Consider the following 24571-nt stretch of genomic DNA (forward strand, 5'->3'; position numbering starts at 1 on the left):
TGGGGGCGGCAATGCGTAAGCTGATCCATATCGCTTACGGGGTCCTCAAGACGCAAACCGAATATCGGCCACAAACCGCCTGATGGGGCATTTGTGGCCGGTTAGGAGAGATGGTATCTAGGCCTCATCAATGAAATGCCTCATCAATGAACCTGGGGCGCCGGCCCGATCTCGGCGCAGCGCCCCAATGACATTGAGCATAGCTTTCCGCTATCGAGAGCCGTCTCAGTGCTGGCGTAGTTTCAGTGATAGTGCTTGCTGCAGTTGGCGATCTCACGAGCCATGTCGTCGTCATCGCAGCGGTTGGCGATGTCGCCGAGCGTGACCACACCAACGAGACTCTTGTCGTTCTGGTTGTTGAGCACCACCAGACGCTGTACCTGCTGCTCGCGCATGTTGCGCAGCACTTCCTTCACATCCTGCTCTTCGAAGGCGTACAGCACGCTGGTGGTGGCGACACTGCTTGCCTTCTCGTCCGGGCTCTTGCCTTCGGCCAAGGCGCGAATCGTGAGATCGCGATCGGTCACGGTCCCTACGATTCGGTCGTTCTCTACCAGCGGCTCGAAACCGGAGTTGTCCTTGCGCATGCGCTCGGCAACTTCACGAATGGATGCATCGGCACTGCAATAATCGGGACGCTTGGTCATGACTTCACGTACTTGCATGTTCCACCTCCTTCTAGCAAACGGCGTACGGCCGAGGACGTACAGCTTCCTGCATAATCCCTTTAGGAAACACTGCACAAATGCCTGTGCGAGCGAATCGCTGCGTTGCGCGGTGCTCGGAATCCTCACATATACCCCATATGCTCCGGTTCCTGTGCTCCGTGCGCCTTGCGCTTCATCTCGCTCGCCGACTTGTTCAGCGCTTCCTTTACTCAGAAAAGGTAGTAATGCGCTACGCGCCCATCAAAACGATTTATGTCTTCGTTTATTGCCCAGGGTTACCCCAAGTTATTCGTATTGACGGCCACGAATGACAAGGGGAAGCTCAGAAAAGGAAAGGAATTTTCGCCTGGCATTGCCGGGCATCATGACGAGAGGAGCGACCTGGAGTGGAAGGCCATTCAGATACGGCGACTCCCGGCTGGATCCTGCTGCGCGGACTGGTGCGCGAGGCACGCCATTGGGAAGGCTTTCCCGAGCGGCTGGCCCAGGCGCTGCAACAGCCGGCCCGGGCAGTGGATCTTCCCGGCAACGGGGCGCACTGGCGCAAAGCCAGCCCGACTCGCATCGACGGCATGGTCGACGCGCTGCGCCGCGAGTTGAACGCGGCGGGCAGCCGTGGCCCGCACCGGGTACTGGCGATCTCGCTGGGCGGCATGGTGGCGCTGCGCTGGGCGCAGCGTTTTCCCGATGAGGTGGCGTGTCTGGTGCTGATCAACTCGAGCCTGCGCGGCACTGCCCCTTTCTACCAGCGCTTGCGCCCACGGCAATACCCACGCCTGCTGATGGCCTTGCTGCTGCCTCTCAGTCATGAGCAGCGCGAGCTCGCGATTTTGCGCATGACCACCCGTCAGCAGAGCGACCTGCACGGCGTGGCGCAGCGATATGCCCGCTGGCAACGCGAAGCGCCGGTGAGCAAGGCCAACCTGATGCGCCAGTTGCTGGCCGCCGCGCGAGGGTTTCCGCTCCCCCGGGCTCTGCCCGGCTTGCCGGCGCTGGTGTTGACCTCGAAAGCCGACCAGATGGTGTCATGGCAGTGCTCGCGGCGCATCGCCGAACGCTGGGGCTGGCCACTGCAGTGCCACCTCAGCGGCGGTCATGATCTGCCGATCGACGATCCGGAGTGGGTCATCGCAGCCATACGCCAATGGCTTGAGTCAGGCCTGGCGGGGCGAGCGCAGCAGCCAGGCGGCGAGCGCCACCAGGGGCAGGCCGATGAGCGCCCCGGGCAGAGCGCCCAAGCCAAGGCTGACACCCAGCCCAAGCAGTAGCACCGTGCCGCCCGAGACGATGCGATACGTCCCAGTCGCGGGTTCGACATGCTGCTTGCGATAGCGCTCGAAGAGCAACACCGCAATCATCACCGGCACCACCATCAGCGCACACAGCCCGATCCACTCCAGGCGACCGACCCAGAACCCCGGCTCGCCCGGCATGCCGGCGTCGATGGGCCAGCCCAGGCGCTGTCCCAGCCAGGCGGCCGGCAGCTCGGCTAGTTTGTGCCACAGATAGAGCTGCAGCCCGAAGGCGCCGATCATCGCCATCCAGCGCCCCAGGTGCTGACGCTGCAGAAAGCGCCGCACCGGCGTCTCGAAGAGTACCACCAGCCCTACCTGAAACCACATGACGCCTAGTAGCGCCAGGGTCGGTGGCAGCAGGTTGGTATCGCCGCCCGCGTCGCCGTTGACCATCGAAGGCGGATAGCCAAGGGCGACGGCGGCTAGCAGCCAGGCCAGCCCGAACAGCATCAGCGCGGCACCGGTACGCCGACCGCTGAAGCGGCTATTCCACCAGGCGATACCTAGCTGCTGGGGCAACAGCCAGAAGAACAGTGTGTTGATCCAGGCGAAGTAGTCGTGCTCCGCGGTCACCAGTCGCCCCAGTATCAGCCACTCCTCGAAGGCAGCGGGGCGCGAACGCAGCAGATCCACCACGGCGATGGCAGCGATCAAAGCTGCCGCCGACCACAAGCCAAAGCGGCGGTCGGCCCAGACGGAGAGCGGCAGCACCAGTTGAACGCCCAGCAGGATCAGCAGAAACCACAGGTGCACGGTCAGCGAATGATTGAGCGGCCCCAGCACGCCATCACGGGTGAAGAAGGAGATGCCAACGAATACGGATAGTACGGCCAGGTAGGTCACGGTGGGGCGGGCCAGCCCCAGCGCGCGGGCAGACCACCAATGCAGGTGAGGATCGCCAGCGCGATAGCGCTCCCACACGCCTTCCGAGCTCACCGCCGCGGAAACGAAGATGAACAGCGGTACGACCTGCACGATCCAGGTGAAATAGCCTGCGGGTGGCCAGGCATCGAGGATGTGGCCGGTCTCCACCAGCATGCCATGCTCGATTCGCGGCAGTGTGGCAACCCAGTGCCCGAGCACCACGATCAATAGCGCAACCGCACGCAATGCATCGGGATATGGATCGCGTGCGTCACTCATGCCCCCTCCTTCCCTGAACGGTTGGCGAAACGCGCGCTTTCGGGCGAAAGCCTAGCGCAAGGCCTTGCATCAGACCAAGCCGATCGATTCGTATTCGAAGTTGGCCATGATCGTTGCTACGTTGTGGAAGCATGGCATCGGCATTTAAGGACAGGTTCGACAATGCAAGGACTCCGCGCCCTCCGAACGCCCCTGTGCATCAGGGTGCGTCGCGCTTCTCTGTTGACGCTCATCGGTGGTTTGCTGGCAAGCTTACCGGTCGCCGCCCAGGCTCAGTCGGGGCAGGTCGGCCTGCCGCGCTTTCCCTCCGTCAGTCCCGACGGCTCCGAGATCCTCTTCAGCTGGCGCGGCGACCTGTGGCGCGCCTCGACGGACGGCGGCACAGCGGTACGCCTGACGCGCCACAACTACGACGACCTGCACTCCAGTTGGAGCCCTGACGGAGAGTGGGTCGTATTCGCGTCGATGCGCGACGGCTACCTCAACCTGTGGCGCATGAATCGCGACGGCAGCCAGCTCACGCAGCTCACCTACGGCGACCAGCACTTGCGCAATCCCACCGTCGGCCTCGACGAGGACGGCGAGCCGGTGATTACCTTCTCGGGTACGCTCGAGGCCGACGTGTACCGCGACCAGCGCCCCTATCGGCTCTCGCCGGAGGGGGGCGAATATACCCGGCTGCACGATGCCTTCGGCTCCGAGCCACAGCTCTCCCCGGATGGCCGTCACGTGGTGTTCACCCGGGGCGGGGCCTATCACGACTGGAACCGTCGCCATTACCGCGGCCCCGATGCCATGAACGTCTGGCTGCACGAACTCGGCAGCTATGACTTCGAACCGCTGACCGAGCGCGACGGCGACGACGGCATGGCGCGCTGGGTAGACGAGAGCACACTGCTGTTCATGTCCGACCGCGAGGATCAAACCGTCAACCTCTACCGCATGGAGCTGGATGCCGAGCGCACCATCGAAAGACTCACGCAATTCAATGAGCGCGATTTAGAGTACTTCTCCGTTTCGCGCGACGGCAGCACTGCGGTGCTGCAGGTGTGGGACACTCTGTTGAAGCTGGACCTGGAACAGCCGGACGCCGAGCCCGAACCCATCACCCTGCGCGCACCGGACGACGGGCGCGATACCCATAGCCTGCGGCGCATCGATCGTGACGTCAGCGAGGCGACCCTGAGCCCGGACGGCCAGACCATGGCCTACATCGCCTATGGCCGCGTCTACGTGCGTCATGTGGACGAGCAGAGCCCGACGCTGCTGGTCACCCCTGGCACCCACGCCCGCCATCACAGCCTCGCCTGGTCTCCCGACGGCCTGAGACTCTACTTCGTCAACGACGCCGACGGCAGCGAGTCGATCTATCAGGCGCGGGTCACACTGACCCGGGACGAGGTGCGCCGCACCCATGAGCGACAGCAAGCGCGAGGACGCCCATCGGTTCGCCACTGGGATGGCTCCCCCAACGTCTCGCTCGCTTCGGAAGGCCCCGGCGCAGACCCTGACCTGCCCGATGAACCGGAGCAGGGGAACGACTACGATCCCGACCTGGCCCTTCGCGGCGAGGAACCCGAGGATCCCTTCGCCCCGCAGGATCCCGGCTTCATTCTGGACCCGGTGCTGATTCCCCAACCGGGTGCCCCCACCGACGTGCCGCCACCGCCCCAGGAACCTGCCGTGGAAGTGGAAAGCATTCCCGAGGAAGAACTGGAGGAAGAGCTGCCCGACGACCTGCCGGCGGACCGCGACCCAACCCGCTGGCACGATGCCATTCAGTTCGAGGTGAGTCCGGTGGTGGCCGAGGAGACCAATGACCGCGAGGTTTCACCCTCGCCCGACGGACGCTCCCTGGCCTTCCGCCGTGGGCGCGGCGACCTGGTGATTCGGGACCTGGAGAGCGGCGAGGAGCGCACCCTGGTCGAGGGTTGGGACAGCTTCATGCAGTGGCGCTGGTCGCCCGACAGCCGCTATATCGCCTATTCGCAGAACGATCTCGACTTCAGCGCCAACATCTTCGTGGTGCCGGCTGATGGCTCGGCGGAGCCGGTCAACATCACCCGCCATCCGCGCAACGACCTGAATCCGCGCTGGTCGGCGGACAGCCGCAAGCTGACTTTCATTTCCAATCGCTCCGGCGAGAATTACGACCTTTACCGGGTCTACCTGGATCGCGAGGTCGAGACTTATACCCCGCGCGAGCTCACCAGCTATTACCGCAGCGCAAGGGAGGCGGCGCAGGCGCTTTCACCGCTGCCGGTGACGGACGATGGCGATAACGAGGCGGCGGACCAGGACATCGCGGAACTTGAGCTCGACGACGCCTGGCGTCGCATCGAGCGGGTGACGGCCTCACCGGCGCATCAGACCGCCAACGAGATGACCCCGGGCGGGGACCGTTATGTCTTCAACGCCGGCGGCGAAGGGCTGGTGGCCATGAACTGGGACGGCAGCCAGCGCACCCGCATCGGGCCGCAAGCCAACGTTCAGCACCTCAACATCACCGGCGAGCAAGTGGTCTACATCGTCAACGGCCGTGTTGGCGTGGCCAACCTCTCCGGCAGCGGCTCTCCCCGCTATATGGACATCTCCGACCGGCTACGCATCGACCTGCGTGAGCAGTCGCTACAGAAGTTCCACGAGGCGGCGCGGGTCATCGGCGAGAACTTCTACCGCACCGATCTGAAAGGGCTGGACTGGCCCGAGGTGGTGGAAGACTACGCCGCACTGATTCGCCGTGCGCGCACGCCCAGCGAGTTCAGCGACATCACCAACCGCCTGATGGGTGAGCTGGCAGCGTCGCACATGGGCGTATCCAACCCGGGGCCGGTGTCGGCGCTGCGCGAGCCCTCGGGTCGGCTGGGTATCGAGCACGAGAGAATCGTCTCACAGCAGGACGGCCGCATCGGCTTTCGCGTCACCGAGGTAATTCCCGAAGGGCCGGCCAGCCGTGGCCCCATGCCGCTGGCGCCGGGCGACGTCATCACCGAAATCGGCCTGCGGCCCATCGAGGAGAACGAGACGCTGCTGCAGCGCCTGCGCGGACAGGTGGATCAGGAGGTCATCATTACCTTCGACCGCCCGAATGCAGACGGCTACACCGAATATCGCACCATGCTGCAGACGGTCGGTCTGACGGAGCTGGCCCGGCTCAGGTACGACGCTTTCCGCGAGGAAAGCCGCAATCGTGTCGAGGAGCTCTCCGACGGGCGGCTCGGCTACTTGCACATTCAGGCCATGAATCAGACCTCGCTGGAAGGCTTCCAGGGCGATCTTTATGCTGCGGCAGAAGGCAAGGACGGCCTGATCATCGACGTGCGCAACAACGGTGGCGGACACACCACCGACCGCATCCTCACTTCGATCATGGCCGGCGAGCACGCCTACACCATTCCCGCCGGTGCCGACCGTGGCGCGACCGGCCACTACCCGCAGGACCGCCTGGACGCCCCGCGCTATACGCTGCCGATCAACATGCTGGCCAACGAGAAGAGCTACTCCAATGCCGAGATCCTGGCCCACGCCTTCACCACGCTGGGGCGCGGTAGGCTGGTGGGGCAGCAGACCTACGGCGGGGTGATCTCCACCAACAGCCATACGCTGATCGACGGCGCCACCGTACGGCGCCCCTTCCGCGGCTGGTACCTACCCGACGGTACCGACATGGAGCACAACGGCGCCATGCCGGACCTGCTGGTGGAGCAGACACCCCAGGACGAAGTGGCCGAACGCGACCGGCAGCTCGAACGAGCCGTGGCCGACCTGCTCGAGCGTATCGACGGAGAGGAGTAACGACCGCCCCGGCGCCCAGGGCGCCGGGGCGGTCCGCTATGAATCGCCGAAAGAATATTCCCTCTCGACCCTGGCAATTCGCACCTTGTAGGCGGCGTACCACTCGCTGCGGCCGAGCCGCTGGGCTTCGCGGTGCTCGACCTGCTGCTTCCAGCGCTGGATCGATTCCAGATCCTGCCAGTAGGAAACGGTCACCCCGAGCTCGTCCCGTGCCGACTCGACGCCCAGAAAGCCCGACTGCTGGGCGGCCAGTTCGACCATGCGTTCGGCCATGATGCCGTAACCGTTGTCTCCGGCGGTGCGGATTGAGGTGAAGATCACAGCATAGTAGGGTGGCGGTGGAGTATTGGCTGGCAAGCTGCTCATGCAATTCTTCTCCCAGGGTTTCACAACCCGACTATACTCGACCGCTCGTGAGTGAACGAGGCGGCTTGAGGTGCCTCGTCCAGGGAAGGTCATACAGCGGAGTTTTCATGCAAATCTTGCCGATCTCCCCCCAGGTTCGGGTCACGCTGTCCTATTTCGTCACCTTCATCGCCATCGGCATGTGTGCCGGCCTGCTGGGCCCGGCGCTGCCGCACCTGGCCGAGATGACGGGATCGAGCATGGGGCAGATCGGTATCCTGTTCACCGCACGCGCCCTTGGCACCATGCTGGGCTCGGTGCTCTCCGGCGCACTAATCGACCGCTTCGACGGCCACCGCGTATTGGTAGCCATGCTGCTGCTGATGGCGGCAGGTCTGTTCGCCGTTCCGTTCTCCCCGGCCCTGATGCTGCTCACGGCCGTGATGTTCCTGCTGGGCATGGCCGAGGTCTCGGTCAATGCCGGCGCCAACACCCTGCTGCTGTGGAATCACGGCCCGGCCTCGCCCCCTTGGGTCAGCGCCCTGCACTTCTGCTTCGGCCTGGGCAACATGCTCGCCCCCCTGGTCGTGGTAGCGGTGCTCTATCTGCAGCTCTCCTTTGCCTGGGCCTTCTGGTTCGTCGCGCTCTATGCGGTAGTGCTCAGCGTGCCGCTGCTGCGTCGTTCGAGCCCACGTCCACCGGACGACACGGCAAGCGACCGCCCCACCCCACCGCCCCACGACGGCGTGCGGCTGGCGATCTTTCTGGCGATGTTCGGCCTCTACGTGGGCCTGGAGATCACCTTTGCCGGCTGGATCACCGCCTACGGCATGCTCAACGGCCTGGCACCGGGCGATGCAGCGTTGATGGTGACGCTGTTCTGGCTGACCCTGTCGGCGGGTCGGCTGCTGGCGATCCCGCTGGTGCGGCGGCTGTCGCCGTGGTGGGTGTTGCGCGGCTGCCTGGCGCTGGGCCTGTTCAGTGCACTGGCGCTGCACTTCCTGTGGCTGCCGCTACCGCTGGTGGCGCTGCTGTTCGGCCTGGCCTGCTCGGCCATCTTTCCCATCCTGTTCGGGTTGAGCCATCAGCTGATGACCCTCAACGGACGCACCACCGGCTGGATCTTCCTGGCCAGCGGTACCGGTGGCATGACGCTCCCTTCGCTGACCGGCCCGCTGCTGGAGCGAGCCGGCACCGGTGCCTTCCCCTTGCTGCTGGCCGCCCTGGTCGGCCTGCTGAGCCTGGGCCTCGTCGCGCTACGTGCGCGTGTCAGGCGTAGCGGACACTGACACCGTCTCAGTGGCGCTTTACCCGCCAGATCCGCCACGCCAGCAACCCAATGATCAACCCGCCCAGCGGAGTGAGCACGGCCGCCGCCAGATACGGCTGGACCTCGACGCCGAGCCCCTTGAGGCTCTCGAGCCCCAGTTTGAACAGGCTGAAAATGTAATAGCTGATGACGATGATCGAGAGCCCCTCCACCGCCTTCTGGATCTTGAGCTGGATACTGGCCCGTTCATTCAGGCTATTGAGAATACTGGTGTTCTGCTCCTCGATCTCGACCTGGGCACGGGTGCGCAGCAGGTCGTTGAGGCGGGCGGCGCTCTCGGCCAGGCGCTGCTGACGCTGATGGATGGCCGCACAGTAATGTACCGTGGGCCGAAACCGGCGCAGGATGAAGGTGCCCAAGCGCGGACAGTCGCCGACTCTCGCCTCTCTCAACTCCTCGATGCGGGTGAAGACGATACGCGCATAGGCATCGGTGGCGCTGAAGCGCTGGCGTGAGCGGCTACCGCTGCGCTCCAGCCGGGCCGAGAGCTGCGACAGCGCCGTCAGCAGCGGGCGCGGGTTGGCCTCCGCCTGCTCGGCATTGCGGTCGGAAAGCTCGCCCAGCTCCACCTCGTAAGCCTGCAGCTCCAGCGCCAGCTCCTTGGCCAGGGGCAGCGAGAGCGAAGCCATCATGCGGTAGGTCTCGATTTCCAGCAGGCGGCGCACCATGCGCCCGAGGCGAAAGGCATTGAGGCCCGCGTTGAGCAACAGCAGGCGATTGACGCCATCGTCGCCGAGGCGAAAGTCGCTCCACACCGTGGCATCGCCACCGCCCACCTGAGAGCCAGCCGGGTCGGCGAAGCCGTAGGCCTCGGCGCTGCCCCGCCAGGTATCGCCACCTTCCGCCAACACCAGCGTGGCATTGATCAGGGTCGCGCTGCAGGCATCGACGACCTGCGCCAACCAGGCCGGTGGCGCCGGCCATGGCTCGCCTCCCGGTGCCTTCGGCACCATCAGGGTGAGGGTGGAGAACTCGGTGTGCCGCTCCCACTTCAGGACCGCGTTATCAAGGGTGACGATCTGCTGAACCCGCTCGGTCTCGAAGGCAAGGCCGGTGGTCTCACTCAGGCTCGCCAGCAGGCCGGCATGCTCCTCGGCGTCGGCGAGGAAGGCGTAATGGTGGACATGAGCCGGTTCCGCGAAGTAGATCGACGGACGGGCGTGCAGCTCATTGTGCAGATGTTGGCGCTGTGGGTGCATTGCTGGAGAGCCTGAAAGAGAGCGAGCCTTGAGACTAAAGTCTGCAAAGCACTTCGCCAACCCCGCTTTCGGCCCTAACCCCTCCTCACTTGGGAGGGCTCAAGGAGCTTCAGCGACCTTCTCTTCTGCCACGCGGCTTTGGGCCAGCGTCTCGAGCGGCACCGGCCCCTGCAGGAAGCGCCCCATCCAGGCCAGGGCATTGGGCAGGCTGGCACGCCAGACGCGCCAGGTGTGCCCGCCGTTGAGCACTTCCATGCTCACCAGCTCGGGCTGGTACGGGAGCAATGCCTGACGTACGACTCGGGCGTAATGCTCGGCGTTGTAGCGATCGCGATGCCCGGCACTCAGATAGAGCGGCACGACCTCCTCCCGCTCCAGGTAGTCGGTCAGGTAGGCGGTATAGTTGCTGCGCTGCCAGAGTGCTTCGTCGAACCGTCCCGCCGCATCGAGGAAGGCCGGGTGCCGCCACGCCGAGGAGCGCCGCGGCGGCAGCGGATGATAGCTCGCCGGGCTCAGCGCCGCGGCGGCGGCGAACAGCTCGGGGCGTTCGAGCATGAAGTTGAGGGTGCCGTAGCCACCGGCGGAGAGCCCGGCGATGGCGCGCCATTCACGCTGCGGTACGACGCGCCAGGCCTGTTCGATATAGGGCATGAGCTCTGCGAGAAAGGCCGTCCGGGCCGCCTCGTTGTGGCCGTCGATCCACCAGCTCTCGCTGCCGGGCATGACGATGACCATGGGCGGAATACGCCCCTCGCGAATCAGGCGATCTGCGGTCTGCCTGAGCCCGCCGCTCTCGACCCAGTCCCGCTCGCTGCCGAAGGAGCCATGCAGCAGATACACGACGGGGTAGGCCTGCTCGCTCTCGTGATAGCCTTCCGGCAGGTAGAGCGCGTAGGGGTAGTCGCGCCCCAGAATCTCCGAGGCGAACCGATGGTAGGTGACCTCGCCGGCCTGCAGCTTACCCATCCAGAGCAGAGCCAGGCTCAGCAGTGCGGCAAGGGTATGTTTGATGGTCATGGCACTCAATGCTCCTTGTGCCGCAGCGTGAACGTTCGCTAGCGTGATAATGGAATCTTTCCGTCTCGACATGGTCCGACATTGAGTCGACGGCGGATGTTCCTCACACCAAAGACCTGGCACCAAGGAAGGCAAGACGTTCATGAAGCGGATCGAAGAAATCTACTGGCTGCGCTTCTATGGCTGCCTGGCGGTCTTCGGCTTTCACTTTCTCGATCGGCTCAATCAGCATATCGACAACGTCTATGTCGATCTGGCCCGCATCCCGACCGTGCTCGGCACGCCCATCTTCATCTTCATCTCGATCTTTCTGTTCTCGATGCGCTACGGCAACCAGCCCCCCTCCGGCTTTCTGCTCAAGCGCCTGCAGTACGTGATGGTGCCCTACTTCGTCTACGGCCTGATTTATTCGACGACGAAGTACATCAACCTGCATCGTCAGGGTGAACCGGTCGGCCTGGTCGAAAACCTGACCGAATACCTCGTTTTCGCCGGCTGGCACGGCTATTTCCTGATCATTGCCATGCAGTTCTACGCCTTTTATTGGCTCTACTGCCGCTATGACCTCGCACGCTGGCTGCCGTCCGGTCCGTGGCTGCTGATCGGCAGCGTTATCGGCATCGCCTACTGGGGGCTGACCCGCTGGCTCGGCATCGAACCGCCCGGCTATCTGCTGTGGATCGCGCCGCTGGGTTGGATCTACCTGTTCTTCCTGGCCATGCTGGTGGTGAAGTACTACCCGCAGCTCGCTCCCGAGCGACTGAAGGAAGTGCCCTGGCTCAAGTGGCTGTCCCGGCCGGAGCTGCTGCTGGCCTACATTGCCGTCATCGTCCTGCTCACGCTGTCGGGCTGGCTGGAGTACTCCTCCAAGGAAACCTGGGTGGTGCCGCTCTTCATCCTGTTCACGCTGTTCGCCGTGACCCGCTTGCGCAGCCTGCATGCCACACCCATGGTGAAGACCGTCAACCGCTACTCTTTCGGCATCTACCTGGCACACCCCATGTTCTTCGCCATCGTCGATTTCGCTGGCGAGTTCGTGCCGCTATCCCTGCCCGTGTATGCCCTGCTGTTGATCGTGATCGGTATGGCCGGTTCGATCGTACTGAGCCGGCTTGCCAACGAGTTGCCGTGGGGCGGCATGCTGTTCGGCAAGACCCTGCACGTGCCGAGCGAGCAGCAGACGCCCGCCCCTCAAGTGCGCTAGGCTAATCCAAGGCGAGGGTCCTAAGCCAAGGCGAGGGTCCTAAGCCAGGGCGAGGGTCAATGGGCCGTTCTGCCATCCCACTCATTGGACTTCAGGGGGAATTCGCATGCGTGAGCCTCTTTCGCTCGTGATCGTACCGGTGGACGGCTCGCCCACGGCAGATGCCGCTACGCGACATGCCGCACTGCTCACCGACCTGTTGAAGGCGCGGCTGCAGCTGGTGCACGTCATGCCCCTCAATCCGGCCGAGCTCAGCGACGTGCCGGCAAACCGCCTCGCCGAAATGGACCGCGACCGCGCCCAGCGGCTGGAAGCCACACAGGCGGCCTTTGCCCATGCTAGAAAGCTCGTTCCCGAGGCCCTACAACCTTCAACGCAGGAAGTGGCTCTGGAAGAGAAGGGCTTCGTGCGCCACCCCGCCCGCACAATCATCGAACATGCTCGCAGCCAGCCTGGCTGTCTGCTGGTGATAGGAGCGCGCCACCTGAGCGATTTCGCCAAGTTCATGGAGGGCAGCGTGAGCGACGAGATTGTGCACAAGGTCGACCGCCCGATCACCATCGTTCACCCGGAAGCCACCACAAGCGGCGAAGGTATCGACAGCGTGCTGCTACCGGTCGATGGCTCCCCACACAGCCACCGCGCCGCCGCCTTGGCCGGGGAGCTGGCGCGACGTGCCGGAGCCTCGGTGGAGCTGCTGTTCTGCCGCCCGGCAGATACGCCGCAGCCCACCTCGGAGGAGCGAGGCGAGTCCGAGCGGGTCTTCGAGGAGGCGCGCCAGCACCTCGGGGATGTCCCGGCCGGCATCGCCACTCGCATGCTGGTGGGTGAGGATTATGCAGTGGCAATCACCGACTTCGCTCATGGCCTTCCCGGCAATCCCGTTATCGTCATGGGCCGCCGCGGGCTGGGTGCTCTGCACGAAAAACTGGTCGGCAGCGTGAGCCATCGCGTAATCGATCTGGCCCACTGCCCGGTAACCGTCATGGTATAGCGCTGCATGGTGCAGCGCTCAGTGCCCTCGATACTTCACTTCAGGCTTCCTGCGCGCTCTCGTAGGCCGCCTTTAGCCGGTAGAACTCGGCGACGATTGCCTCCATGGCCGCCGGGTCGTACTCGCTGAGCCCACTGACGACCAGCTTCTTCGATCCGCTGCCCACCACCTCTCCGCGGTCGACGATACGAAACTCGAGCTTCACGTCGCCGCGCTTGCCGTTGACCTCCAGGCGGGAATCGACCAGTTCCAGGGTCGGGCCGGTGAGATCGGTGCGCTCGAGCGAGAAGCCCATGCTGTCGTAGATCACCAACGGTCGCTTGGGATTGAACATCACGCCCTGCTCTTCGAGCAGTGGCTTGAGCACGTGAGGAAAGTTCTTCCCGGAAAAGGCCACGTAGCAGCGCGTGAAGGCCTCGATGACGGCGGCATCATGGTTCTCAGCGCCGGAGCGCCCAACCTCCAGGTACTGCTTGCCCTCTTCGTCCTTGACCTCCACCTGGCCCGAGTCGCTCTCCTCGAGGCTAAGCGGCGTGCCGTCTCCCACCATGCTGCGAAAATGGAAATCCATCCGCTGCGAGAGACCGAAACGGCTCAGAACAAGAGCAAAGAGTAGATCCCCAGGAACGCAGAAGCGCCGGGCATCGGCATCGTGTATCGGATTGAAGTCGCCGGCAATGCGCTTGGCGAAGTCACTTGCCTGCTGGGCCGAGATACGCACGCGTGAGCCCGTCTGGGTATGGTAAGGATCGAGAAACATGAGTGATCTGGCCTGTCCTTGGTTGGAATGCCTCAAGATAGCGATGATGATGCCACACTTTTGCCTCGACGAGGCCCCTTCAGGCCGGGTAGGGCACAGGAAGAGCGCCTGTCGGCTAGCCGGGCGCCGCTACGCCTCGCCCGGCCCCATATAACCCGTTGAATCTATGTTACTGTGCAGAGGGGGTGTTGGTGGCATCATGACTGCCATGGCCCGGGCTAGTCTCGTCACGGCGGTGAAATGCCTATATTGTGCAACGACACCCAGAGGCTAAAGTACGATACATAATCATCAGGGAGCATGACTTGCCGAAAACAGGGTGGAATTCGGCAAGGGGGATCGGGGGATATCATTATCGATACGCTCATGAAGTCCTGGCTTTTCGCCGCTGCCAATGGGCCAGGCATGAGAGTCGTCTTGTCCGACGGCATCGTGTCGCAGCCATTCGCACTCGCCACGCAGCATCGGCCCAACCTTCGAGAAGGTGGCGCGTGGCCGGGGTGATCCGTTTGATGCTTCTGCCACTGCTGGTGGCACTTCTGCCTCTGTCGGCCCATGCCGCGGAGCGGCAGGTCGTGCTCATTGCCCACCCCCAGGTAACCAACGCCGCTCTGACCCGCGACACCACTCGAGCCATCTTTGCCATGCGGCAGCGCAGCTGGCCGGATGGGCAAGCCGTTCGCGTCTTCGTACTGCCCAACAACCATCCCGTTCATGCCCGCTTCGCCAAAGAGCGGCTCACGGTATATCCACACCAGCTTCAGCTGGCCTGGGACCGCATGGTCTTCTCGGGTACAGGGCAGGCACCCAGTCAGGTCGGCAGTCAGATCGAGATGCTGGAACGCGTCGCCACCACGCCTGGCGCCCTAGGGTATCTGGAAAGGGAGTATCTGGATGATCGAGTCCAAGTCATTACCATGGAGTAGCCATCACTCGCGCTCGCTGCTGCTGATGCTTGCCTTGGGTTGGGCACCGGCCGCGATGGCAGAGGGCGTCATGGATACCTTGCAGCTGCACGGGTTCCTGAGCCAGGCGTACGTGGTCTCCGACCATAATGACTTCTTCGGGCCCAGCAGCAGTAGCGGCAGCCTCAAGTACACCGAGATCGGTGCCAATGCTTCGATACGGCCGCATAAAGACATTTTGCTCGCGGCACAGGTGCTCAGCCGCCGAGCCGGCGGCGATGGCAGCGATGCCAGGCCAGCGCTCGACTACGGCGTCATCGACTACCAGCCCTTCTCCAACCAGCAGCGAACCCTAGGCATTCAGGTCGGGCGCTTCAAGAACCCGCTCGGGTTCTACAATCAGACTCGGGATGTCGCTTTTACCCGGCCAAGCATTCTGCTGCCGCAGTCGATCTATTTCGACCGCACCCGCTCGCTCGGCCTCGCCGCGGACGGTATGACCGTCTATCACGAGGAACGACTGCCTACCGGCGTCATTCGTACCCAGGTCGGTGTGGGGGACATCCAGGCCGGGGACGACCTCAGGCGAACCATGCGTCTCGAAGATACTCCCGGCTCACTCGAGCCCCGCCGCTCGGCAATAGGCCAAGTACGCTACGAGCACGACGGCGGGCGCATCGTAGCGGCTCTCAGTGCCGCCAACGCCCGCGCACGCTTCGTCTCCGACGCCCCAGGGACGAGCGACGGCACTTTCGACTTCAAGCCCTGGATCCTCTCGTTGCAATACAACGCGGAACTGTGGAGCCTGACCGGCGAGTATGCGCTGAGACACTCGACGCTGGACGGCTTCGCCAACCCCTTCCTCAATTTCGATGTCACCGGGGAAAGCTGGTATTTGCAGTATACGCGCCGTTTTCATGAAAATTGGCAGTGGCTGGTTCGCTACGACAGCTTGGTCAGCAACACCGACGACCGCTCCGGAAGCAGGTTCGAAGCCATGGGCGGTGGGCCAGCCCACACTCAATATGCCAGGGACATTACGCTGGGGTTGCAATGGCGCGTGACACCCAGCGTTCTGCTCGCCGCTGAGTATCACCATATCGATGGTACCGCCTGGCTGCCGCTACAGGACGAGCCCGACCCCAGCGAGACGAGCCGGCGCTGGAACATGCTACTTTTCCAACTCTCGCTGCGCTTCTGAAGCCATCGCTCCCCATCGAACCGGTCAGGGATTGTCCGCATGAGCCGCTCCGACTCCCAAGCACGACGGCCCCGCCTCAGCCTGACCTGGCGGGTGCTGGCGCTGAGCAGCCTGCTGCTGCTGGTGCTGGCTGGGCTGTTCACCTGGCTCGGGCATGCCAACCTGACCCGCCAGTTCGAGGCAAGCCGCAGGGAGAGCAACGAACGGGAAGTGCGTGAAATACAGCTGGCTCTACAGCGCTCCGAGGTGAGCTTGCAGCAGATTGCCGCACTGACGGCAGCCTCTCCGGACCTGGGACCGGCCCTGGCCGGGAACGACCAGGAAGCGCTGATAAACTCCCTGACGTCCCAGTGGCCAACACTACAGCTCGAAGCCGGCATCGACGAAATCCTGGTGTTCGATGCCCAAGGACGCCAACTGGCCGACTGGGGGGAAGGTCAGGCCGACAAGGAGCGCCCCGTTCAGGACTGGGTAAGCCAGGTGATGGAAACCGAGTTCCCTCTTTCGGCCCTGCGCTGTGCCAACGACTGTCGCCAGTACGCGGCGGTGCCCATTCTGGTCGGGGGTGAAAGCGTCGGCATGGTGATACTGTCTCGCTCCCTGGCCGACGTGACCCGCCAGGCCCAGCAGGTATCCGGCAGCGATGTCGCCCTGCTGATCACCGGTGGGCGCGAGGTGGAGGTCATGCCCGAGCGCCACTTGACCAACTGGCACGGCCACCTGGTGGCCATGACGCACCCGGAGCACTACCTTCCGTTGCTTCGCCAGGCCTCGCAGAAAAGCATGCTAAGCGACATTCTCGAAAAGCCGCTGCGGCTGCAATATCGGGGCCGCGATTACGAGCTGTCCGCCGTGCGCATGGAGGCCGACGAGGCTCGTCGCAGTAGCGGCTTTTTTCTCCTGGCCGCCGATATCACCCATCAGATACGCGCCATTCAGGAGAACACGCGTAGCCTGCTGCTGGTAGGCATCGGGGGCTGGCTGGCGGCCGAGCTGCTGCTGTTGGCGATCCTGCTGCAACCCATGGCCAGACTGCGCCGATTGGCGGGGGTGCTACCCGTTCTGGCTCACGGCGGTTTTGCCGAAGCCCGCAGGGCCATTCCGCCACCGAGCCAACGCCTGGAAGATGAGATCGATGTTCTGGAGGGCACGACACTGGCTCTCTCCGACCAGTTGGAGGCGCTGGAACATGAGGTAACCGCACGCGGCCAGCAGTTGGCGGAACGGGTCGAGGAGTTGGCCCGGGAGCGCGATTTCGTCGGCAGCCTGCTGGATACGGCGCGGGTCTTCATCGTGACTCAGGACGACCATGATCGTATCACCCTCGTCAATGACTATGCGCTTTCCACGCTCTCGATGCAGGAAGAGCGACTCCTTGGCCGCCGCTTCGACGATATCTTCACCCCCCGCCCAAGCGGCGGCCCGGAAGACATGTCATCTCAGGAAGAACGCAGCCTGGTGACGGCGGATGGGCGTCAGCGCACCATTGCCTGGTATCACGCGCCGCTGGCAACCCGTGGCGACGACCGTGCGGCAAGAATCTCGGTCGGTCTCGACATCACCGAACGCAAGTTGGCCGAAGCGAGACTCACTTGGCTGGCCGAGCGCGACCCATTGACGGAACTCTACAACCGGCGCTACTTCCAGGAGGCGCTGGGCGTAGTCATGCAGCGGGGCCGCAACGGGGCGGTACTGCTGCTCGACATCGATCACTTCAAGGACGTCAACGAGCTAAGCGGTCATCACACCGGCGACCGGCTGCTGCGCATGGTGGCCGATACCCTGTTCCAGGAGTTCGGCCATTGCGGCATCATCGCCCGACTGGGTGGTGATGAGTTCGCACTGCTGCTGGAGGGCGCCGATACCCGCAAAGCCATCAGCATCGCCAAGCAGATCACCCCCCTGCTGGACGGCACCGGACTGGACGCCGGCGGTCAGCGTCATCGGGCGACGGCCAGCCTCGGTATCGCCCTGTTCCCGATCCATGGCGACAACCCCGCCGACCTGATGGCCAACGCCGACCTGGCCATGTACAAAGCCAAGGAGAGCAGCGCCCAACGTTGGCACCTGCTCTCGACGCTGGAGCGCGCCAAGGATGAGCTTCAAGAACGCGTCTACTGGGTGGAGCGCATCCGTCAGGCCATCGACGAGGAAGGCTTCGAGCTCATGGCACAGCCGATCATGCGCTTGAATGACGGCGACGTGCGGCATTACGAAGTGCTGCTGCGCATGCTGGGCCCCAAGGGCTCTCTCATCTCACCGGCCTATTTCATTCCCGTAGCCGAGCGTAGCGGCCAGGTCGTACAGATCGACCGCTGGGTACTGCGCCACAGCCTGCGCGCTCTGAGCCGTGTGCAAGCACAGGGCATCAGTCTTTCCGTCAACCTGTCGGGCCAGTCCTTGCACGACGAAGGACTCAAGCAATTTCTCGTCGAGGAGCTGGCCGCCAGCGGTGCAGACCCGCATTACTTGATTCTGGAGATCACCGAGACTGCCGCCGTTACCGATTTTTCCAGCGCAAGGGGCGTGCTTCAGGCCCTGCGCGACCTTGGCTGTCGCACGGCCCTGGACGACTTCGGCGTCGGTTTCAGCAGTTTCCACTATCTGGGCGAGCTGCCCGTCGATTTCATCAAGATCGACGGCGCCTTCATTCGCACCCTGCTGACCAACTCGGAGAGCCAAGTCATCGTCAAAGCCATTGCCGATATCGCCACTGGCTTCGGCAAGAAAGCCATTGCCGAATTCGTCGATCAGGAAGCCTTGATCCCCCTCCTCTCCTCTTATGGCATCGAGTATGGTCAAGGCTATCACTTGGGCAAACCGGCTCTGCTCGAGGACACCTTTAGAACCATTCTCGAGCGCTGAACCCCTAGGCATCATCGATTTGAACAAGAGGTATGTCACTACGTCGCAAATAGAGCAAGGAGTGCAACATGGGACGCAGCAAGCTCCAGCAACAGGGGGCGGGCAACCGCAGCGAGGCCTTCAAGCAACTGGATGAGGATTTCGCTTTCAAACTCGCCTGCAACGACAAGGATCGACATCGCGTCTATCGGCTGAGATACAAGGTCTATTGCCAGGAGATCGGCTACAGCCCCCCCAACGATGATGACAGGGCACTGGAACTGGATGCCTATGACACCAACGCCCTGCACTGCCTCTTGGAACACAGAGCATCCGGAATTGCAGCAGGCTGCTTTCGGCTGGTACTACCTGCGTCTGACGATGAACACGCGACGATCAAGCTTCCTCTTCAAGAGTACGGCGGCAGAAGCCTGACCCATTCCTCGCTGCATCCCGATCGCCTGCCCATTAGAGAGATTTGCGAGATATCACGTTTCGCCACGGCCCGAGAGTTCCGCAATCGGCCGATCAATCACGAAACGCTCAACGGGAACAATCTTGCCTACGAGTTTTCGCCTGAGGAGCGACGCATCTTTCCGCTGTTGACCATCGCACTGTTCCTCGCCACACATAGTCTGGTCGATCTGGTCGGTCGACGTCATATATTCGCCATGATGGCCTCTCGTCTGCCCCGGTTGCTGGCCATGTCGGGATTTCGCTTCACGCGAGTCGGCGATTCCATCGAGCTACATGGACGGCGCCACGCCTTCTACATCGACAACCATCTGGCCCAGAGCAACATGAACCGCGAGCTGGCGGAGCCCTATCAGAGGATACGCCGACAGCTTGCTCCTCAGTTGCCCCTCGCCTTGGCCGATCGAGGCATCATGGGGCTGGTGGAGTTGCCGTGACAGGTCGGGACCGGCATACAGTTACCCCGGCCAGCCGAGCACCATGATTGCCAGCACGTTGCGGTGCTCGCCACGTTCCAGGTCGGTATCGCCGTCCGGTGATGGAATGATGCCCGAGCGAGGATCGATGGCCTGGATCAGGTGGCGGCGTATCCGTGCCACCACCGGGTCGTCGTCCAGTCCCGCCAGCAGAAAGCTGAGCGCGACTTCGGCCATGATGTCCTCCGTGGCCTCGTCCAGAATGCGTTCGATCTCACTACGGAATGCTGCGAGGATCCAAGCATGCTGCTCGGCCGACACCCTGCGCTGATAGTAACGGCTGTCGGCGATTACGATGTGGGTCATGCCGTAGAGCCGGTTGCGGTAATCGGTCTTGTTCAGAGCCGACACGGCATCGGCGGGATAGGCGGACCGAAGCGCCGCCTCCACGTCGTCCCGCAGGTCGACGATGCCGAGCTGATAGAGAAAATGCGCCTGATTCGCTACCTGGGCGGCGTAGATCCGCATCACCTCAGGGTCGGTCAGAAAGCGCAGCCATTCCAGGCTCGCCAGGTAGCCGAGCGCGCGCTGATGCTCGGGTAGCGTTTTCAACAGGCCGTAGTAGTCCGCCTGAACCAAGCGAAAGAGCAGTTGCCGGCCGAAGGCGATCTCTCCCCACTCGTTCAGCATGGCCCCGCGGGCACGCTGCCTGGCAGTACGCTGCGGGTGGCTCGCCATGAGCTCCCGGGTGCGAGCCGCCGCGAAGCCGGGTGTCTCGAGGCCGGCAATGTCACGCTCGAGCTGCTTTGACAACAGGCGCCCATGCGCCTCGAGGGGCTCGAGATAGCGCGAATCGCCGCTGATGCGGTAGAGCCGCTGAGCATAGTGACGCTGCTTGTCGAGGGGCATGGCCGGCAGGGCGTCTTCATAGACGGCCTGGAGCGCCTGAGCGGCTGCCTGCTCATCGCGTGTCGGTCCATCGCGCGCAGGTTCATCATGCAAGGGCTCGATGGCGCAGCCGGTAAGCGCCACCAGCAAAAGCACCATGAGCCAGCCCATGGTCTTGGTGAATGCTGCCTGAGGCACTCGCCTCGATTTCGCTTCAGCCACTGTCTTATTCTCGCTGCCTACGCTGCTGGCTGGGTGAGATCATGCGCACCCTGACCTTTGGGCGGGACTTGGGCTGCGCCGGCGGCCCGCCTTGGGGGGCCCCTTGCTCGGCGCCCGGGTCAACCGATGCTTGAGTCTCTTGCGGCGGACGGATTACGACCCAGGCGAAAACCGGCAGCGTGAGCTGCCAGTGGATGGCCGCCAGCCGTAGCCCCAGGGTCACTGCCAGCGCCAGGCCGATGGCAACGCCGACCGGCACGCCCAGCGCTCCCAGCCCCACGTAGGTGATGCCGCCGGCAATGGAGGCCGTGGCATACACTTCCTGGCGCAGCACCATCGGTACGCGCCGCGCCAGCACGTCGCGCACCATACCACCGGCCACCCCCGTCAGCAGCCCCATCAATACCGCCACTACGCCGGGCGCCTCGAGCTGCAACGCCTTGTGGGCGCCGATCACCGTGAACAGCGCCAGGCCGAAGGCATCGGCGATCGGCAGGAAGCTGCGGGAGAGGCGATGGATGTAATGAAAGCCGACGATGGAAAGGCCGACGGTAGCGAGGATCACCCATAGATAGGTAGGGTCGGCGACCCAGAACACCGGCCGCACGCCCAGCACCAGGTCGCGCAACGTGCCGCCCCCGATGCCGGTGACCGCCGCCAGCACCAGCATGCCGAAGGGGTCCATGCGCGAGCGGCAGGCGAGGATGACTCCCGAAAGAGCGAAGACCACCACACCGGCCATGTCCAGCCAATACACCAGAGCCGTCAAGTCGTTCTCCTGCTAAGCAGATGGCAAATGCTGGGCAGACTACTGCGCTTTCACTGATAGGTCACGACGAGAAAACTCACCAGCTCCACTTCACCGCTGTTCTCGATGATGTGCTCGAGGTCGGCATGATAGTGCGCCGAGTCGCCAGGGCTCAGCTCACAGCGATTCTCCCCCGACACGACTCGTGCCTGACCCTGGGTGACGGTCAACAGCTCTCGCGTGCCCTCGAAGTGAGCCGCACTCTGCAGGCGTGCACCGGGGGCCAGACGCACCTCGTAGAACTCCACGTTTTTCTCCATGTGCAGCGGCGAAAGGGTGCGGATGCGGCAGTCCTGATCGTCACGGAACAGCTGGCTGGCGTCGTCGCCGCGCACCACCTCGATGCGCGACGCCGTCCAGGGCTGGTCTACCAGATCGCCGATGTTCATGCCGAAGGCCTGTGCGATACGCAGCGTCACCGCCAGCGTCGGGTTGGCCTTGCCGCGCTCGATCTGGCTGAGCATCGAACGACTGACGCCGGAGGCCGCCGCCAGTTGCTCCAGCGTGAGTCCGCGTTTCTTGCGCAGCTCGATGACCCGGCTCGGCAGGCTCCCCGCTTCCGTTTGCCCTTCGTCTGCCGTCGTGGTGTCACTCACTTCACTTTTCCCCTATACCCAAGAGACGCTCGCTAACAACTGCATTCCACTATACGATAAAAAAATCTTGCATGATGGAATTAATCTGCAATACTGGAATTCATTCCCTCATACTAAACCTCATACGGGGAATTACCAGCACCTATCGCTCCTCAACCGCCTGAACCTCCAACCACAAGTCAGGAAGGTAGACATGAAAGCACTGATCAAGAAGGAGGCATCACCCGGCCTCTGGCTGGAAGAGGTGCCGGACCCACAGGTCGGCATCAATGATGTGCTGATCAAGGTGAAGCGCACCGCCATCTGCGGCACCGACGTACATATCTACAAGTGGGACAGTTGGGCCCAGAAGACCATCCCCGTACCCATGGTGGTGGGCCATGAGTTCGTCGGCGAGATCGTCGAAGTGGGTTCCAACGTCAACGATTTCCGCCCGGGGCAGATCGTATCCGGCGAGGGTCATGTGGTGTGCGGGCGCTGCCGCAACTGTCTGGCCGGGCGCCGTCACCTGTGTGCCCATACCAGCGGCGTGGGGGTCAACCGCCCGGGTGCCTTCGCCGAGTACGTGGCCCTGCCGATGTCCAACGTGTGGGAACACAAGCCGGGTATCGATCTGGACGTGGCCGCCATCTTCGACCCGCTGGGCAACGCCGTGCACACCGCGCTGCAGTTCGACCTGCTCGGCGAGGACGTGCTGATCACCGGGGCCGGACCGATCGGCGCCATGGCCGCGGCGGTGTGTCGCCATGCCGGCGCGCGTCACGTGGTGGTCACCGATCTCAACCCGGGGCGGCTCGAGCTGGCAAAGCGCCTGGGCGCCACCCGCACCGTGGACGTGCGCCACGAGACGCTGCCCGAGGTCCAGCGCGAGCTGGGCTTGACCGAAGGCTTCGACGTGGGCCTGGAGATGTCCGGCAGCCCTGCCGCCTTCCGCGACATGCTGGCCAACATGTGCCACGGCGGCAAGATCTCCATGCTGGGCATACCCACCGAGGAGATCGCCATTGACTGGAACACGGTGATCTTCAACATGCTGACGCTCAAGGGCATCTACGGCCGCGAGATGTATGAGACCTGGTACAAGATGTCGGTGATGATCGACTCCGGCCTCGACATCTCGCCGGTGATCACCCATCGCCTGCCTTATACCGAGTTCCAGCAGGGCTTCGATGCCATGCTGAGCGGTGAAGCGAGCAAGGTCGTTCTCAACTGGGAGTCATGACATGTACGGAGCTTTCAAACAGCATCTGCTGGGCGAACTCGACACCATTCGCCAGGCCGGACTGTACAAGCACGAGCGCCAGCTGACCACGCCTCAGGGCGCCCATGTCGGCATCAGTGCCGGGCAGGAAGTGCTCAATCTGTGCGCCAACAACTACCTGGGTCTGGCCCAGCACCCTGAGGTCAACGCGGCAGCCAAGGCGGGCCTGGAAGAGTGGGGCTACGGCCTGGCTTCGGTGCGCTTCATTTGCGGCACCCAGAGCCTGCACAAGCAGTTGGAACAGCGCCTCACCGACTTCCTCGGCACCGAGGACACCATCCTCTACCCCTCCTGCTTCGACGCCAACGGCGGGCTGTTCGAGACCCTGCTCGGCGCCGAGGATGCGGTGATCTCCGACGAGCTCAACCACGCCAGCATCATCGACGGCGTGAGGCTCTGCAAGGCCCGGCGCTATCGCTACCGCAACAACGACATGGCCGACCTCGAAGCGCAGCTCAAGGCCGCCGACCGCGACGGCGCGCGCTTCAAGCTGATCACCACCGACGGTGTGTTCTCCATGGACGGCTACATTGCCCGGCTCGACGAAATCTGCGACCTGGCCGAACGCTACGATGCCCTGGTGCACTTCGACGACTGCCACGCCACCGGCTTTCTCGGCGAAGGCGGCCGCGGCACCCACGAGTATCGTGGCTGCATGGACCGCATCGACATCACCACCGGTACCCTGGGCAAGGCGCTGGGTGGCGCCAGCGGCGGCTACACCAGCGGCAAGCGTGAAGTGATCGAGCTGTTGCGCCAGCGCTCGCGGCCCTACCTGTTCTCCAACACCGTGGCGCCGCCGGTGGTCGCCGGCGCGCTGAAGGCCATCGAGCTGGCCGCCGAGTCCAGCGAACTGCGCAGCCGGCTCAGCGAGAATACCGCCTTCTTCCGTGCAGGCCTTGAGCGACTGGGCTTCGAGCTGCTGCCCGGCGAGCACCCTATCGTGCCGGTGATGCTGCACGACGCCGGGCTGGCCGCCCGCTTCGCCGAAGAGATGCTCAAGGAGGGTGTCTACGTGATCGCCTTCTCCTACCCGGTAGTGCCCCAGGGCCGCGCCCGCATCCGCACCCAGATGTCCGCCGCGCTGAGCCGCGACGACCTGGAGTTCGCCCTGGCCGCCTTCGGCCGGGTCAAGGAGCGCCTGGGGCTGTAGCGAACAGGCATTGCTATCGGCTGGCCGGGCCAGAGCCCGGCCAGCCTTGGCTA

At 63.7% G+C, this 24571-nt stretch carries 20 protein-coding genes; 11 read left to right on the forward strand and 9 right to left on the reverse strand.

Annotation, left to right across the window (positions count from 1 at the left end; translation table 11 throughout):
• Positions 1 to 242: 242 nt before the first annotated feature.
• A complete protein-coding gene (locus HOP59_RS19615; RefSeq protein WP_234255219.1) occupies positions 243 to 665 on the reverse strand; it encodes a CBS domain-containing protein in 423 nt (140 codons plus the stop codon).
• Between the two features lie 389 nt (positions 666 to 1054).
• Here HOP59_RS19615 and HOP59_RS19620 point away from each other — a divergent pair, with 389 nt between their 5' ends.
• Positions 1055 to 1936, forward strand: coding sequence for an alpha/beta fold hydrolase (locus tag HOP59_RS19620; protein WP_234255220.1), 882 nt, complete (start codon positions 1055 to 1057; stop codon positions 1934 to 1936).
• On the opposite strand, the gene HOP59_RS19625 is transcribed toward HOP59_RS19620, so the two are convergent.
• Entirely contained in the window at positions 1823 to 3106 is a 1284-nt protein-coding gene (locus HOP59_RS19625) for an acyltransferase family protein (protein ID WP_010626705.1), read from the reverse strand. The genes HOP59_RS19620 and HOP59_RS19625 overlap by 114 nt on opposite strands.
• A 162-nt stretch (positions 3107 to 3268) precedes the next feature.
• On the opposite strand from HOP59_RS19625, the gene HOP59_RS19630 reads away from it, so the two are divergent.
• Complete coding sequence (locus HOP59_RS19630; protein ID WP_234255222.1) at positions 3269 to 6901, forward strand: S41 family peptidase; 3633 nt, start codon at positions 3269 to 3271, stop codon at positions 6899 to 6901.
• Positions 6902 to 6937: 36 nt separating this feature from the next.
• Here HOP59_RS19630 and HOP59_RS19635 read toward each other — a convergent pair whose 3' ends face one another.
• Complete coding sequence (locus HOP59_RS19635; RefSeq protein WP_010626703.1) at positions 6938 to 7267, reverse strand: antibiotic biosynthesis monooxygenase family protein; 330 nt, start codon at positions 7265 to 7267, stop codon at positions 6938 to 6940.
• 107 nt (positions 7268 to 7374) lie between these two features.
• On the opposite strand from HOP59_RS19635, the gene HOP59_RS19640 reads away from it, so the two are divergent.
• A complete protein-coding gene (locus HOP59_RS19640) occupies positions 7375 to 8535 on the forward strand; it encodes an MFS transporter (protein WP_234255224.1) in 1161 nt (386 codons plus the stop codon).
• Between the two features lie 7 nt (positions 8536 to 8542).
• Here HOP59_RS19640 and HOP59_RS19645 read toward each other — a convergent pair whose 3' ends face one another.
• A complete protein-coding gene (locus HOP59_RS19645; protein WP_234255226.1) occupies positions 8543 to 9775 on the reverse strand; it encodes a DUF3422 domain-containing protein in 1233 nt (410 codons plus the stop codon).
• A 99-nt stretch (positions 9776 to 9874) separates the two neighbouring features.
• Positions 9875 to 10792 carry an alpha/beta hydrolase gene (locus HOP59_RS19650; RefSeq protein WP_234255228.1) on the reverse strand — a complete coding sequence of 306 codons (918 nt, stop codon included), beginning with the start codon at positions 10790 to 10792 and terminating at the stop codon, positions 9875 to 9877.
• Positions 10793 to 10934: 142 nt separating this feature from the next.
• Here HOP59_RS19650 and HOP59_RS19655 point away from each other — a divergent pair, with 142 nt between their 5' ends.
• Together HOP59_RS19655 and HOP59_RS19660 are read left to right on the forward strand one after the other, a co-directional pair.
• Positions 10935 to 11996, forward strand: a complete 1062-nt coding sequence (locus HOP59_RS19655) for an acyltransferase family protein (RefSeq protein WP_234255230.1) — start codon at positions 10935 to 10937, stop codon at positions 11994 to 11996.
• Between the two features lie 106 nt (positions 11997 to 12102).
• Complete coding sequence (locus HOP59_RS19660; RefSeq protein WP_234255231.1) at positions 12103 to 12990, forward strand: universal stress protein; 888 nt, start codon at positions 12103 to 12105, stop codon at positions 12988 to 12990.
• 40 nt (positions 12991 to 13030) lie between these two features.
• Here HOP59_RS19660 and HOP59_RS19665 read toward each other — a convergent pair whose 3' ends face one another.
• Positions 13031 to 13750: a DUF3581 domain-containing protein gene (locus HOP59_RS19665; protein ID WP_010626697.1), complete on the reverse strand. Its 720-nt coding sequence runs from the start codon at positions 13748 to 13750 to the stop codon at positions 13031 to 13033.
• A 512-nt stretch (positions 13751 to 14262) separates the two neighbouring features.
• On the opposite strand from HOP59_RS19665, the gene HOP59_RS19670 reads away from it, so the two are divergent.
• From HOP59_RS19670 to HOP59_RS19685, 4 genes are all read left to right on the forward strand, one after another.
• The gene (locus tag HOP59_RS19670) at positions 14263 to 14676 is read left to right on the forward strand and encodes a hypothetical protein (RefSeq protein ID WP_035590123.1); all 414 of its coding nucleotides are present in this window, start codon (positions 14263 to 14265) and stop codon (positions 14674 to 14676) included.
• Positions 14645 to 15856 (forward strand): hypothetical protein, encoded by a 1212-nt coding sequence (locus tag HOP59_RS19675; RefSeq protein ID WP_234255233.1) that lies wholly within the window; start codon positions 14645 to 14647, stop codon positions 15854 to 15856. The genes HOP59_RS19670 and HOP59_RS19675 overlap by 32 nt, the downstream gene beginning before the upstream one ends.
• A 39-nt stretch (positions 15857 to 15895) precedes the next feature.
• On the forward strand, positions 15896 to 18721 hold the full coding sequence (locus HOP59_RS19680) for a bifunctional diguanylate cyclase/phosphodiesterase (RefSeq protein ID WP_234255235.1): 2826 nt from the start codon (positions 15896 to 15898) through the stop codon (positions 18719 to 18721).
• 68 nt (positions 18722 to 18789) lie between these two features.
• On the forward strand, positions 18790 to 19611 hold the full coding sequence (locus tag HOP59_RS19685) for a PEP-CTERM/exosortase system-associated acyltransferase (protein ID WP_234255237.1): 822 nt from the start codon (positions 18790 to 18792) through the stop codon (positions 19609 to 19611).
• 21 nt (positions 19612 to 19632) lie between these two features.
• On the opposite strand, the gene HOP59_RS19690 is transcribed toward HOP59_RS19685, so the two are convergent.
• Genes HOP59_RS19690 through HOP59_RS19700 form a run of 3 tightly spaced genes read right to left on the reverse strand, consistent with a single transcriptional unit; the run spans position 19633 to position 22104 of the window.
• On the reverse strand, positions 19633 to 20676 hold the full coding sequence (locus tag HOP59_RS19690; protein WP_234255239.1) for a DUF3541 domain-containing protein: 1044 nt from the start codon (positions 20674 to 20676) through the stop codon (positions 19633 to 19635).
• A gap of 28 nt (positions 20677 to 20704) precedes the next feature.
• Positions 20705 to 21469 (reverse strand): trimeric intracellular cation channel family protein, encoded by a 765-nt coding sequence (locus HOP59_RS19695; RefSeq protein WP_234255241.1) that lies wholly within the window; start codon positions 21467 to 21469, stop codon positions 20705 to 20707.
• 50 nt (positions 21470 to 21519) lie between these two features.
• Positions 21520 to 22104: a helix-turn-helix domain-containing protein gene (locus HOP59_RS19700; RefSeq protein ID WP_234255243.1), complete on the reverse strand. Its 585-nt coding sequence runs from the start codon at positions 22102 to 22104 to the stop codon at positions 21520 to 21522.
• A gap of 193 nt (positions 22105 to 22297) precedes the next feature.
• Here HOP59_RS19700 and tdh point away from each other — a divergent pair, with 193 nt between their 5' ends.
• Together tdh and kbl are read left to right on the forward strand one after the other, a co-directional pair.
• The gene (gene tdh / locus HOP59_RS19705; protein ID WP_010626688.1) at positions 22298 to 23326 is read left to right on the forward strand and encodes an L-threonine 3-dehydrogenase; all 1029 of its coding nucleotides are present in this window, start codon (positions 22298 to 22300) and stop codon (positions 23324 to 23326) included.
• Between the two features lies 1 nt (position 23327).
• Positions 23328 to 24518, forward strand: a complete 1191-nt coding sequence (kbl, locus tag HOP59_RS19710; RefSeq protein WP_234255246.1) for a glycine C-acetyltransferase — start codon at positions 23328 to 23330, stop codon at positions 24516 to 24518.
• Positions 24519 to 24571: the final 53 nt, after the last annotated feature.

It is taken from the genome of Billgrantia aerodenitrificans, assembly GCF_021404405.1.
GTDB lineage: Bacteria > Pseudomonadota > Gammaproteobacteria > Pseudomonadales > Halomonadaceae > Halomonas > Halomonas aerodenitrificans.